Source organism: Streptomyces sp. NPDC047869 (assembly GCF_040704065.1).
Taxonomy (GTDB): Bacteria; Actinomycetota; Actinomycetes; order Streptomycetales; family Streptomycetaceae; genus Streptomyces.
Map to the genome: position 1 here is coordinate 215,062 of NZ_JBEYRK010000003.1, position 12,470 is coordinate 227,531.

A 12,470-nucleotide genomic window follows, 5' to 3' on the forward strand; every position below is an offset into this window, starting at 1 on the left:
CACCCCGTACGCGATCGCGCCCTCGGGTGCAGCGGCTGAGGTCCGGGCTCATCCGAACACTCGCCGGCCGGGCATGCCGTGCACTACGGCTTTCACTTTCAGAGCCTAGTCCCCCATGCGTCACACGTCATTTTGAGCAGGCAACTATTTTCCGCCCGCTTCGAAAAAGCCCCGGAAGATCATATTCCACTCAGCGGCAGGCAAGGTGACGGCAAAGTATGCCCGGAACTACCGCCCCAAACACCGCCATACCTCACCCGAATTCGAGCCGCCCCGACGCCCCTGCGGCTACGTTCTAGGAGTTCCTGGCCTGACCACCAGGAATCACACAACTGAAACGGGAGAACACATGCGGAAACTGGCAGCAGGCATCCTGACGGCAGCCCTGTTCGCCACGGGGGCAGGAACCGCGTTCGCCGCCTCTTGGCACACGATTCCGACGCTGCACACGGGCGGAGCGAAGTTCTACGACGGCCAGTACAAGTTCTGGCCCGCCGGTCAGCACCACGGCGCCTTCGAATGGAAGGGCAAGCTCCAGGACGCCGACCACGGCGACGGACACAACGTGTACATGCAGGTGAAGGTCGAGGGTTACGACTGGAGCCGGTACAACGGCAAGCAGAAGAAGACCGTCCCTCTGGACAACTACAACTGGGACGGCGCGGAGCGCTACACGGTCAACGCCTACATACGCGTCTGCCGGGACAAGGGCTCCTTCCACCCGGACAACTGCTCCGTGACCAAGCACTACAAGCGGCCGTAGCCGGTACACCGGCGAGATTCCGGGCCCAGGTGCAAGCCTGGGCCCTCCCGCTTCTGGGGGAAGTCATCACTACGTCACACATCCTCTCCGCCTCGGGCGTCGAACTCTCCTACGGCAATCACCTCGCCGTCCGCGGCGTTGATCTCTCGATCGCGCGGGGCGAGGTCGTGGCCGTCACGGGGCAGAGCGGTTCGGGCAAGTCCTCGCTGCTGTACTGCCTGGCCGGGGTGCTGACGCCCGCGCGCGGGCGGGTGCGCTTCGACGGGACGGTGCTCGCGGACCTCGACGACGAGGAGATGAGTTCGCTGCGCCGCGAGCGCTTCGGCTTCGTCTTCCAGTACGGCGAGCTGCTGCCCGAGCTGACCGTCGAGGAGAACACGGCACTGCCGCTGCGCCTGGCCGGGAAGCGCAAGAAGGCCGCCCTGGCGGAAGCCGGCCGGGTCCTGGAACGGCTCGGCCTGGGTGAGCTGCGCGAGCGGCGGCCCTCGCAGGTGTCGGGCGGTCAGAGTCAGCGCGTCGCGGTGGCCCGTGCCCTGGTGCACCGCCCGGCGGTGGTCTTCGCCGACGAACCCACCGGGTCGCTGGACAGCGCCAACGCCGCCGCCGTTCTGCGGGAGTTCCTCGACCTGGCGCGCTCCCAGGGCACCGCCGTGGTGCTGGTGACGCACGACCCGGAGGTCGCGGCGCAGGCCGACAGCCACTACACGATGGCCGACGGCGTGCTCTCCCCGCGAGGTGCCTCATGAGGGAGTTCCTGCTCGGACTACGGCTGCTGTTCGGCGCCGGACGGGGCAACCGCCTGCGCTTCTTCCTCATGGCGGCGGGCAGTTCCCTCGGGGTGTGCTGTCTGGCCCTGGTGCTGACGATCCCCGCCGTCCTGGACGCGCACGACGGACGGGCCGCGGCCCGTGAGCCGCAGACGACGTCCGTGAGCAAGGCGAAGGGGGGCTCGGCGCTCGTCCTGGAGCGCCGCGACCCACACGGCTCCAGGCCGTTCACCCGGGTGTTCGTAGCCCGCGGCGGCGCGCACCAGCAGCCGCCGCCCGGACTCGACGCGCTCCCGGCCCCCGGCGAGCTGTACCTCTCCCCCCGCCTGCACGACCTGCTGCACTCCGAACCCGGCATCAAGGGGCTGCTGCCGGGCCGGGAGAGGGGCCTGATCGGCGCTCCCGGTCTCGCGGACCCCGACGAGCTGTACGCGTACGTCGGCACGACCCGCGCGGAGATCGCCCACGACGCGGACACCGGGGCGCTGCAGTCCTTCGGCTACTCCTACGCCCCGGTCTCGGTCGTCGAACCCTCCACGCTGACCAACCTGCGCTTCGCCCTCGCCACTCTGGTCCTGCTTCCGCTCGCCGTCTTCCTTTCGGTGTGCGCCCGGCTCTCCGCCGCCAGCCGCACCAGGCGCCTCGCGTCGCTGCGGCTGCTGGGCCTGAGCAGCAGAGGCACCCAGCGCGTCAACGCCGCCGAGACGGTGGCCGCCGCGCTGCTCGGCGTTCTGCTCGGGCTCGGCGAGTACTGGCTCCTCAACCAGGTGATGTCCCGCTCCGGCCTGCCCGCGCTGCGCTGGTACCCGGCCGACGGCGCCCTGTCCTGGACCACCGCGGTGGTCTGCCTGGTCGGCTGCCCGGCCCTCGCCTGGTTCGTCGGCCGGGCGAGCGCGCGCGGCGCCGCCGCCAGCCCGCTGGCGGTGCGCCGTACGGCCGTGCCGAAGCCTCCCTCGAAGTGGGGCGGCCTGTTGCTGGTCACCGGGCTCGGCATCGTCACGGGCTTCTGCGCGACCGGCCTCACCGACCATCCCGCCACGAGCAACGGTGTCTTCGGCCTGCTCCTGGTGGGCGGAGTGCTGCTGACCGGGCTGGGGCTCGTACTGGCTCTGCCCTGGCTGTCGTACCTCCTCGCCCGCAAGCTGGCCGGCACCACCCAGTCCCTGACGCTCAATCTGGCCATGCGCCGCAACGAGGTCGAGCCCGGCAGCGCCATGCGCGTCGTGACCGGCCTGGTGCTGCTGGTGTTCGCGGCGTCGCTGGCGCAGGGTGTGCTGATCGAATTCGAGCAGGTGAGCAGGCCGAGCAATCCCGTGCAGGACTACTCAGTGCCGCTCACGGCCCTCACCGAGGAGCAGCAGGAGCGGCTCGCCGAGGTGCCGGGAGTACGGGCACACGCCCGGACGATGGTGTCCTGGAGCAAGCCGACGGACTCCGGCTTTCCGCCGCAGGCCACCGCACTGATCGCCACCTGCGCCCAGCTGACGCGGCTGGTGCGGAGTGTCGAGGGATGCCAGGAGGGGCGGGTCATGCGGCTCGTGAATCCGAACAGCTCCACCGATCCGGACATCCGGCCCGGCGCCTCCTTCCCTTTCCGGCTGCGGGACGGGCAGCGGCACCTCACGCTGTCCCTCACACTCCCGTCCGCCGCCACCGTCGTGCGCCCGTACGACCCCTCGGCGGTCGGCGACGCGTCCGTGATCGTCCCGCCCTCGCGGCTGCCGGCCCATGCCCGGCCGCAGTCGGGCTTCCTGGTCCTGAACAGCGACTCCGACCCGCACGTCGTCCGCGCCGTCCTGGACGGCATCGGAACGGCCGCGCCGACCGCGTCCGTGGAGCCGGTCGGCGTCAACGTCGACAGCCTGCAGCAGATCGCCGTCATCGAGACGCTGCTGGTCCTCGGCATGATCATGGGGCTGGTGATCGGTGTCGCCGCCTTCCTGGTCGCCGTCACCGACCGGGCCGTCGAACGCCGGGCGCAGGTCACCGCCATCACACTGATCGGGGCCAGGCGCCGCACGCTGCGCGCGGTGCAGAGCGTCCAGGTCGTGCTGCCGCTCGCCATCGGTCTCACGCTCGCCGTGGTCACCGGCAAGCTCGCCGAGTCCAGTTATCTGATCACCGGAGGCGGCGAGGTCTTCTGGGACTTCGCCGGGGTCCCGGTGCTGGTGTGCGCGGCCCTGGGTGTGGTCGTCGTCGCGACGCTGGGCACGCTGCCGCTGGTGGGGCGGCGCATCGATCCGGAACTCGTCCGGCGGGACTGACCCGGCGCGGCGAGGCCCGCCCGCGCCCCCTTGGTGCGAGGGCGCGGGCGGGCCTCGCCGGCGGGACGGGGTCAGCGCGGGACGCGGACCACGCCCTCCTGGATGACCGAGATGGCCAGCCGTCCGTCCTGGGTGTAGATACGGGCCTGGCCGAGGCCACGGCCGCCGTGCGCGGACGGCGACTCCTGGTCGTACAGCAGCCACTCGTCGGCGCGGAACGGCCGGTGGAACCACATCGCGTGGTCCAGCGACGCCCCGACGACGTCCCCGACGGCCCAGCCGCCGCGACCGTGCGCGAGCAGCACGGAGTCGAGGAGGGTCATGTCGGAGACGTAGGTGGCGAGTACGACGTGCAGCAGCGGGTCGTCGTCGAGCTTGCCGTTGGTGCGGAACCACACCTGGGAGTGCGGCTCGCGCGGCTCGCCGAACCTGCCGTACGGCGGCTCGTCCACGTAGCGCAGGTCGATCGCCTGACGGGCCTCGAGGAAGCGTTCCACGACCTCGGGCGCGAGGTGGTCGTAGCCGCGCATCCGCTCCTGCGAGGTGGGCAGCTCGGCCGGGTCGGGCGCGGCCGGCATGGCGGTCTGGTGGTCGAGCCCCTCCTCGTACATCTGGAAGGACGCCGAGAGATGGAAGATCGGCTTGCCGTGCTGCACGGCGACCACGCGGCGGGTGGTGAAGGACCGGCCGTCGCGGATGCGGTCGACGCTGTAGACGATCGGCGCGCCGGGGTCGCCCGGGCGCAGGAAGTACGCGTGCAGGGAGTGGGCCTGCCGGTCCCCGGGGACCGTACGCCCGGCGGCGACCAGCGCCTGCGCCGCGACCTGCCCGCCGAAGACGCGGGGTACGACGGCGGAGCGGGACCGGCCGCGGAAGATGTCCTCCTCGATCTGCTCGAGGTCGAGCAGATCGAGGAGGTTCTGAAGTGCCTGGCTCATAAGGTGGTTGTACCCGCCAGTGATTGCGGGGACCTTACAGACCCATGTCCTTGGCGATGATCGTCTTCATGATCTCGCTGGTGCCGCCGTAGATGCGGTTGACGCGGTTGTCCGCGTACAGGCGGGCGATCGGGTACTCGTTCATGTAGCCGTAGCCGCCGTGCAGCTGGAGGCAGCGGTCGATGACGCGGTGCGCGACCTCGGTGCAGAACAGCTTGGCGGAGGCTGCCTCGGCGGGGGTCAGCTCACCGGCGTCCAGGGCCTCGGTCGCGCGGTCGGCGACGGCCTCGGCGGCGTCCACCTCGGCCTGGCAGGCGGCCAGCTCGAACTTGGTGTTCTGGAAGTGGGCGACCGGCTTGCCGAAGACGGTGCGCTCCTGCACGTACTGCTTGGCGAACCGGACGGCGGCCTTGGCCTGGGCGTAGGCGCCGAAGGCGATGCCCCAGCGCTCGGAGGCCAGGTTGTGGCCGAGGTAGTAGAAGCCCTTGTTCTCCTCGCCGAGCAGGTCCTCGACCGGCACCTTGACGTCGACGAAGGCCAGTTCGGCGGTGTCGGAGGTGCGCAGGCCCAGCTTGTCCAGCTTGCGGCCGATGGAGTAGCCCTCGGACTTGGTGTCCACGGCGAACAGGGAGATGCCGTGGCGGCGGTCCTCGGCGGTCGGCGCGGCCGTACGGGCGCAGACGATGACCTTGTCGGCGTGCACACCGCCGGTGATGAAGGTCTTGGCGCCGTTGAGGACGTAGTGCGTGCCGTCCTCGGAGAGCTTGGCGGTGGACTTCATGCCCGCGAGGTCGGAGCCGGTGCCCGGCTCGGTCATCGCGATGGCCCACATCTCCTCGCCGGAGACGAACTTCGGCAGGTACCGCTTCTTCTGCTCGTCCGAGGCCAGCATCTTGATGTACGGCAGGGCGAGCAGCACGTGCACGCCGGAGCCGCCGAACTGCACGCCGGCGCGGGCGGTCTCCTCGTAGAGGACGGCCTCGAACTTGTGGCTGTCCAGACCGGCGCCGCCGAACTCCTCGGGCACGTTGATCCCGAAGATGCCCAGCTCGCCGAGCTTGTAGTAGAAGTCGCGCGGCGCCTGGCCGGCGGCGAACCACTCGTCGTAGACGGGGACGACCTCGGCCTCGATGAAGGCGCGAAGGGTCTCCCGGAACGCCTCGTGATCCTCGTTGAACACCGTACGGCGCACGCCGCCACCTCCACGTACCTCGGCATGACTTTCGGGCATGTCTAAGCGCTTGCTCAGAGTCCAAGATACTGGCGGGTACGTTCAGTCGTCCAGGGTGACCTTGGCCACCCGGCGGTCAGGAGCGGCCCTCGCGGCTCAGCCCTCGGCCACTCCGGCCGCCCCGAAGGCCCCCCGGGCCATCCGGTGCAGCAGGGCCGCCGTGGCGGCGCGGCCCGGCAGGGTGCCGGCGCGGCCGAGGTGCGGGGTGGAGTTGAGCAGGCCGAAGACCGAGTGGACCGCCGAGCGGGCGCTGGGCTCGGTCAGCCCGGGGTAGACCTCGCGCACCACCTCCACCCACAGCTCCACGTACTGCCGCTGGAGCTGCCGCACCAGCTTGCGGTCGCTGTCGCGCAGCCGGTCCAGCTCGCGGTCGTGCAGGGTGATCAGGGGCCGGTCGTCGAGGGCGAAGTCGATGTGGCCCTCGATGAGCGAGTCCAGGACCTCCGGGGCCCCGGTCCTCCCGTCGGCCTCGGCCAGGCGGAGCTTGGCCCCGGTCAGCAGCCGGCCGCTGATGCCGACCAGCAGCTCCGCGAGCATCGCGTCCTTGCCGGGGAAGTGGCGGTACAGGCCGGGGCCGCTGATGCCGACCGCGGCGCCTATCTCGTCCACCCCGACGCCGTGGAAGCCGCGCTCGGCGAAGAGCCGGGCAGCCTCCCTGAGGATCTGCTCGCGGCGGGTGGGGGCGTCGGTTCTGGTGACCATGCCAGTAATTCTAGACAGCGAGGTTAGCGGTCGTTAACCTGAAGGAAATGGTTAACGCTCATTAACAGTCACCACTGGGTGAGGGGACCGCAAGGATGCAAGAGGCACCGGAGCTTCACAGCGCGGCCGATCCCGCGTCGGAGGCCTGGCGGGCCAATGAACAGGCTCATCTCGCACTCGTCGGGGAACTGCGCGGCAAACTGGCCGCCGCCGCTCTCGGCGGCGGCGAGAAGGCCCGGACCCGGCACACCGCGCGCGGCAAGCTGCTGCCGCGGGACCGGGTGGACACGCTGCTCGACCCGGGATCGCCCTTCCTGGAGCTGGCTCCCCTCGCCGCCGACGGGCTGTACGACGGGCAGGCACCGGCCGCGGGCGTGATCGCCGGTATCGGCCGGGTCAGCGGGCGCGAGTGCGTGATCGTCGCGAACGACGCCACCGTCAAGGGCGGCACCTACTACCCGATGACGGTGAAGAAGCACCTGCGCGCGCAGGAGGTGGCCCTGGACAACCGGCTGCCCTGCGTCTACCTGGTCGACTCCGGCGGGGCGTTCCTGCCGATGCAGGACGAGGTGTTCCCGGACCGTGAGCACTTCGGGCGGATCTTCTACAACCAGGCGCGGATGTCCGGGGCCGGCATCCCGCAGATCGCGGCCGTCCTCGGTTCGTGCACGGCCGGCGGGGCCTACGTACCGGCGATGAGCGACGAGGCCGTCATCGTCCGCAACCAGGGGACGATCTTCCTGGGCGGCCCGCCGCTGGTGAAGGCGGCCACCGGCGAGGTCGTGACCGCCGAGGAGCTGGGCGGCGGCGAGGTGCACTCCCGGATCTCCGGGGTCACCGACCACCTCGCCGAGGACGACGCGCACGCCCTGCGGATCGTGCGGAACATCGTCGCCACGCTGCCCGCCCGGCAGTCCCTCCCCTGGGAGGTCACCCCGGCCGTGGAGCCCAAGGTGGACCCGGCCGGGCTGTACGGCGCCGTGCCCGTGGACTCCCGCACCCCCTACGACGTGCGCGAGATCATCGCGCGTGTGGTCGACGGCTCGCGGTTCGCCGAGTTCAAGGCCGAGTTCGGGCAGACCCTCATCACCGGCTTCGCCCGGATCCACGGCCACCCGGTCGGGATCGTCGCCAACAACGGCATCCTGTTCTCGGAGTCCGCCCAGAAGGGCGCCCACTTCATCGAGCTGTGCGACCAGCGCGGCATCCCGCTGGTGTTCCTCCAGAACATCTCCGGCTTCATGGTCGGCCGGGACTACGAGGCGGGTGGCATCGCCAAGCACGGCGCCAAGATGGTCACGGCGGTGGCCTGCACGCGCGTGCCGAAGCTGACCGTCGTCGTCGGCGGTTCGTACGGCGCCGGCAACTACTCGATGTGCGGCCGGGCCTACTCCCCCCGCTTCCTGTGGATGTGGCCCAACGCCAAGATCTCCGTCATGGGCGGCGAGCAGGCCGCCTCCGTGCTCGCCACGGTCAAGCGGGACCAGATGCAGGCGCGCGGCGAGGAGTGGCCCGCCGACGAGGAAGAGGCCTTCAAGGCCCCGATCCGCGCCCAGTACGAGAACCAGGGCAACGCCTACTACGCCACCGCCCGCCTGTGGGACGACGGCGTGATCGACCCGATGGAGACCCGTCAGGTGCTGGGACTCGCCCTGACGGCCTGCGCCAACGCGCCGCTGGGAGACCCCCAGTTCGGCGTCTTCCGGATGTGAGGAGGGGAACCGTGTTCGACACAGTGCTGGTGGCCAACCGGGGCGAGATCGCCGTACGCGTCATCCGTACGCTGCGCTCGCTGGGCGTCCGCTCGGTGGCGGTCTTCTCCGACGCCGACGCCGACGCGCGGCACGTCCGGGAGGCCGACACGGCGGTACGGATCGGCCCGGCGCCCGCGGCCGAGAGCTATCTGTCGGTGGAGCGGCTGCTCGAGGCCGCCGCCCGCACCGGCGCCCAGGCCGTCCACCCCGGCTACGGCTTCCTGGCCGAGAACGCCGGCTTCGCGCGTGCCTGCGAGGAGGCGGGGCTGGTCTTCATCGGCCCGCCCGCCGACGCGATCGCGCTCATGGGCGACAAGATCCGCGCCAAGGAGACGGTGAAGGCGGCCGGGGTCCCGGTCGTGCCGGGCTCCAGCGGCAGCGGCCTCACGGACGCCGAACTGGCCGGCGCCGCCCGTGAGATCGGGACGCCCGTGCTGCTCAAGCCCTCGGCGGGCGGCGGCGGCAAGGGCATGCGGCTGGTGCGGGACATCGCCGTGCTGGAGGAGGAGATCGCGGCCGCCCGCCGCGAGGCCCGCGCCTCCTTCGGCGACGACACCCTGCTGGTGGAGCGGTGGGTCGACCGTCCCCGGCACATCGAGATCCAGGTGCTGGCCGACGGACACGGCAACGTCGTCCACCTCGGCGAGCGCGAGTGCTCGCTGCAGCGGCGGCACCAGAAGATCATCGAGGAGGCGCCGAGCGTGCTCCTCGACGAGGCCACCCGGGCCGCGATGGGCGAGGCCGCCGTGCAGGCGGCCCGCAGCTGCGGTTACCGGGGCGCGGGCACGGTGGAGTTCATCGTGCCGGGCGGCGACCCCTCGTCGTACTACTTCATGGAGATGAACACCCGTCTCCAGGTGGAGCACCCGGTCACGGAACTCATCACCGGGCTGGACCTGGTGGAGTGGCAGCTGCGGGTGGCGGCCGGGGAACGGCTGGGCTTCGCGCAGGAGGACGTCCGGCTGACCGGGCACGCGGTGGAGGCCCGCATCTGCGCCGAGGACCCGGCGCGCGGCTTCCTGCCCTCGGGCGGCACGGTGCGGCTGCTGAACGAGCCGCAGGGCGACGGCGTGCGCACCGACTCGGGGCTCAGCGAGGGCACCGAGGTGGGCAGCCTCTACGACCCGATGCTGTCCAAGGTGATCGCCTACGGCCCCGACCGGGAGACGGCGCTGCGCAGGCTCCGCTCCGCGCTCGCCGAGACCGTCACGCTGGGCGTGCAGACCAACGCGGGCTTCCTGCGGCGGCTGCTGGCGCACCCGGCTGTGGTGGCCGGCGAGCTGGACACCGGTCTGGTGGAGCGGGTGGTCGACGAGCTGGTCACCACGGACGTGCCGGAGGAGGTGTACGAGGCGGCGGCGGCCGTACGGCTGGATGCGCTGCGGCCGGCCGGCGACGGCTGGGTCGACCCCTTCTCGGTGCCGAGCGGCTGGCGTCTGGGCGGCACGCCCAAGGGGCCCGTCGTCCACCTGCGGGCGCAGGAAGCGGTCGCGTACACCCCGCGCGGCACGCACACCGTCACCGGCGACCGGGTGTCCGTGACCCTCGACGGTGTCCGGCACACCTTCCGCCGGGCCGGTGACTGGATCGGCCGCGACGGCGACGCCTGGCAGGTCCGCGACCACGACCCGGTGGAAGCCGCCCTGACCCGGTCGGCGCACGCGGGTGCCGACTCGCTCACCGCGCCCATGCCGGGCACGGTGACGGTGGTGAAGGTCGCCGTCGGCGACGAGGTCGCGGCCGGGCAGAGCCTGCTGGTGGTCGAGGCGATGAAGATGGAGCACGTCGTCTCCGCCCCGCACGCGGGCACGGTCGCCGAGCTGGACGTGACCCCGGGCTCGACGGTGGCCATGGACCAGGTGCTGGCCGTCATCACGCCCAAGGAGGACACGGAGTGAGCGCCGAGGGACTGCCCATGGTCGTACCGGCCCAGGATCTGCCCGCGCGGGTGCGGATCCACGAGGTCGGCGCGCGCGACGGGCTGCAGAACGAGAAGACGTCCGTGCCGACGGCGGTGAAGGCGGAGTTCATCCGCCGTCTGGCCGACGCGGGCCTGACGACGATCGAGGCGACCAGCTTCGTGCACCCCAAGTGGGTGCCCCAGCTCGCCGACGCCGAGCAGCTGTTCCCGCTGGTCTCGGACCTCGACGTCGAACTCCCGGTGCTGGTGCCGAACCAGCGCGGCCTGGACCGGGCCCTGGCGCTCGGCGCCCGCCGGATCGCGGTGTTCGCCAGCGCCACGGAGTCCTTCGCCAAGGCCAACCTCAACCGCACCGTGGACGAGTCGCTGGCCGTGTTCGAACCGGTGGTGCGGCAGGCGAAGGACGCCGGCGCGCAGGTGCGGGGCTATGTGTCGATGTGCTTCGGCGACCCCTGGGAGGGAGCCGTCCCGCTCCACCAGGTGGCCCGCGTCTGCAAGGCACTGCGCGACATGGGCTGCGACGAGCTGAGCCTCGGCGACACCATCGGCGTCGCCACTGCGGGCCACGTCCTGGAACTGCTCGCCCTGCTGAACGAGGAGGGCGTGCCGACGAACGTGATCGGCGTGCACTTCCACGACACCTACGGCCAGGCGCTCGCGAACACCTACGCGGCCCTGGAGCACGGCGTGACGACGGTCGACGCGTCCGCCGGCGGCCTCGGCGGCTGCCCGTACGCGAAGTCCGCCACCGGCAACCTCGCCACCGAAGACCTCGTCTGGATGCTGCACGGCCTCGGCATCGAGACCGGGGTCGACCTCGGCCGTCTGACCGCCACCAGCGTGTGGATGGCCGAACAGCTGGGCCGGCCGAGTCCGTCCCGTACCGTCCGCGCTCTCTCCCACAAGGATCAGTGATCAGCATGGACCACCGTCTCAGCCCCGAGCTGGAGGAACTCCGCCGCACGGTGGAGGAGTTCGCGCACGACGTGGTGGCGCCGAAGATCGGCGACTTCTACGAGCGGCACGAGTTCCCGTACGAGATCGTCCGCGAGATGGGCCGCATGGGCCTGTTCGGGCTGCCGTTCCCGGAGGAGCACGGCGGCATGGGCGGCGACTACCTGGCCCTCGGCATCGCCCTGGAGGAACTGGCCCGGGTCGACTCCTCGGTGGCCATCACGCTGGAGGCCGGCGTCTCGCTCGGCGCCATGCCGATCCACCTCTTCGGCACCGAGGAGCAGAAGCGCGAGTGGCTCCCCCGCCTCTGCTCCGGCGAGATCCTGGGCGCCTTCGGCCTGACCGAGCCGGACGGGGGCAGCGACGCCGGTGCCACCCGCACCACGGCCCGCCTGGACCCGGACACCGACGAGTGGGTGATCAACGGCACGAAGTGCTTCATCACCAACTCGGGCACCGACATCACCGGTCTGGTGACGGTCACGGCGGTCACCGGCCGCAAGCCGGACGGCAAGCCGCTGATCTCGGCCATCATCGTCCCGTCGGGCACCCCCGGCTTCACGGTCGCCGCGCCCTACTCCAAGGTCGGCTGGAACGCCTCCGACACCCGTGAACTGTCCTTCCAGGACGTCCGGGTGCCCGCCGCCAACCTGCTCGGCGAGGAGGGCCGGGGTTACGCGCAGTTCCTGCGCATCCTCGACGAGGGCCGTATCGCCATCGCGGCGCTCGCCACCGGGCTGGCCCAGGGCTGTGTGGACGAGTCGGTGAAGTACGCGAAGGAACGCCACGCCTTCGGCCGGCCGATCGGCGCCAACCAGGCCATCCAGTTCAAGATCGCCGACATGGAGATGAAGGCCCACACGGCCCGGCTGGCCTGGCGGGACGCCGCCTACCGGCTGGTGGCCGGCGAGCCCTTCAAGAAGGAGGCGGCGATGGCCAAGCTGTACTCCTCCACCGTCGCCGTGGACAACGCCCGCGACGCCACGCAGGTGCACGGCGGCTACGGCTTCATGAACGAGTACCCGGTCGCCCGGATGTGGCGCGACTCCAAGATCCTGGAGATCGGCGAGGGCACGAGCGAGGTGCAGCGGATGCTGGTGGCCCGCGAGTTGGGCCTGATCGGCTGAGGCGTTCCCCTGCGCCGAATACGCGGGGCGGCGGGCGGACCCATCCGTC

General features: G+C 71.2%; 10 protein-coding genes. 7 read left to right on the top strand and 3 right to left on the bottom strand.

The features are described 5' to 3' along the window. Positions 1-349: 349 nt before the first annotated feature. Genes AB0924_RS05690 through AB0924_RS05700 form a run of 3 tightly spaced genes read left to right on the top strand, consistent with a single transcriptional unit; the run spans position 350 to position 3,794 of the window. Positions 350-763: a hypothetical protein gene (locus AB0924_RS05690; RefSeq protein ID WP_358937891.1), complete on the top strand. Its 414-nt coding sequence runs from the start codon at positions 350-352 to the stop codon at positions 761-763. Between the two features lie 29 nt (positions 764-792). Continuing rightward, on the top strand, positions 793-1,509 hold the full coding sequence (locus AB0924_RS05695) for an ABC transporter ATP-binding protein (RefSeq protein WP_358937889.1): 717 nt from the start codon (positions 793-795) through the stop codon (positions 1,507-1,509). After that, entirely contained in the window at positions 1,506-3,794 is a 2,289-nt protein-coding gene (locus AB0924_RS05700; RefSeq protein WP_366910730.1) for an FtsX-like permease family protein, read from the top strand. The genes AB0924_RS05695 and AB0924_RS05700 overlap by 4 nt, the downstream gene beginning before the upstream one ends. A 71-nt stretch (positions 3,795-3,865) precedes the next feature. On the opposite strand, the gene tesB is transcribed toward AB0924_RS05700, so the two are convergent. The 3 genes from tesB to AB0924_RS05715 form a co-directional block, all read right to left on the bottom strand. Continuing rightward, the gene (gene tesB, locus AB0924_RS05705) at positions 3,866-4,732 is read right to left on the bottom strand and encodes an acyl-CoA thioesterase II (protein WP_358937884.1); all 867 of its coding nucleotides are present in this window, start codon (positions 4,730-4,732) and stop codon (positions 3,866-3,868) included. Positions 4,733-4,766: 34 nt separating this feature from the next. After that, positions 4,767-5,924 carry an acyl-CoA dehydrogenase family protein gene (locus AB0924_RS05710; RefSeq protein ID WP_358937882.1) on the bottom strand — a complete coding sequence of 386 codons (1,158 nt, stop codon included), beginning with the start codon at positions 5,922-5,924 and terminating at the stop codon, positions 4,767-4,769. A gap of 135 nt (positions 5,925-6,059) precedes the next feature. After that, on the bottom strand, positions 6,060-6,665 hold the full coding sequence (locus tag AB0924_RS05715; protein WP_358937880.1) for a TetR/AcrR family transcriptional regulator: 606 nt from the start codon (positions 6,663-6,665) through the stop codon (positions 6,060-6,062). Positions 6,666-6,760: 95 nt separating this feature from the next. Here AB0924_RS05715 and AB0924_RS05720 point away from each other — a divergent pair, with 95 nt between their 5' ends. Genes AB0924_RS05720 through AB0924_RS05735 form a run of 4 tightly spaced genes read left to right on the top strand, consistent with a single transcriptional unit; the run spans position 6,761 to position 12,421 of the window. Beyond that, positions 6,761-8,377, top strand: a complete 1,617-nt coding sequence (locus AB0924_RS05720; RefSeq protein WP_366910731.1) for a carboxyl transferase domain-containing protein — start codon at positions 6,761-6,763, stop codon at positions 8,375-8,377. An 11-nt stretch (positions 8,378-8,388) separates the two neighbouring features. Further along, the gene (locus tag AB0924_RS05725) at positions 8,389-10,317 is read left to right on the top strand and encodes an acetyl/propionyl/methylcrotonyl-CoA carboxylase subunit alpha (RefSeq protein WP_366910732.1); all 1,929 of its coding nucleotides are present in this window, start codon (positions 8,389-8,391) and stop codon (positions 10,315-10,317) included. After that, positions 10,314-11,255, top strand: a complete 942-nt coding sequence (locus AB0924_RS05730; protein ID WP_366910733.1) for a hydroxymethylglutaryl-CoA lyase — start codon at positions 10,314-10,316, stop codon at positions 11,253-11,255. The genes AB0924_RS05725 and AB0924_RS05730 overlap by 4 nt, the downstream gene beginning before the upstream one ends. A gap of 5 nt (positions 11,256-11,260) precedes the next feature. After that, positions 11,261-12,421 carry an acyl-CoA dehydrogenase family protein gene (locus tag AB0924_RS05735; protein ID WP_358937871.1) on the top strand — a complete coding sequence of 387 codons (1,161 nt, stop codon included), beginning with the start codon at positions 11,261-11,263 and terminating at the stop codon, positions 12,419-12,421. The last annotated feature ends 49 nt before the right edge of the window (positions 12,422-12,470 follow it).

Bases quoted from the DNA above. Each gene is read 5' to 3' on its own strand.
- AB0924_RS05715 (WP_358937880.1), bottom strand. From the start codon at position 6,665: ATGGTCACCAGAACCGACGCCCCCACCCGCCGCGAGCAGATCCTCAGG.
- tesB (WP_358937884.1), bottom strand. From the start codon at position 4,732: ATGAGCCAGGCACTTCAGAACCTCCTCGATCTGCTCGACCTCGAGCAG.
- AB0924_RS05720 (WP_366910731.1), top strand. From the start codon at position 6,761: ATGCAAGAGGCACCGGAGCTTCACAGCGCGGCCGATCCCGCGTCGGAG.
- AB0924_RS05700 (WP_366910730.1), top strand. From the start codon at position 1,506: ATGAGGGAGTTCCTGCTCGGACTACGGCTGCTGTTCGGCGCCGGACGG.
- AB0924_RS05690 (WP_358937891.1), top strand. From the start codon at position 350: ATGCGGAAACTGGCAGCAGGCATCCTGACGGCAGCCCTGTTCGCCACG.
- AB0924_RS05735 (WP_358937871.1), top strand. From the start codon at position 11,261: ATGGACCACCGTCTCAGCCCCGAGCTGGAGGAACTCCGCCGCACGGTG.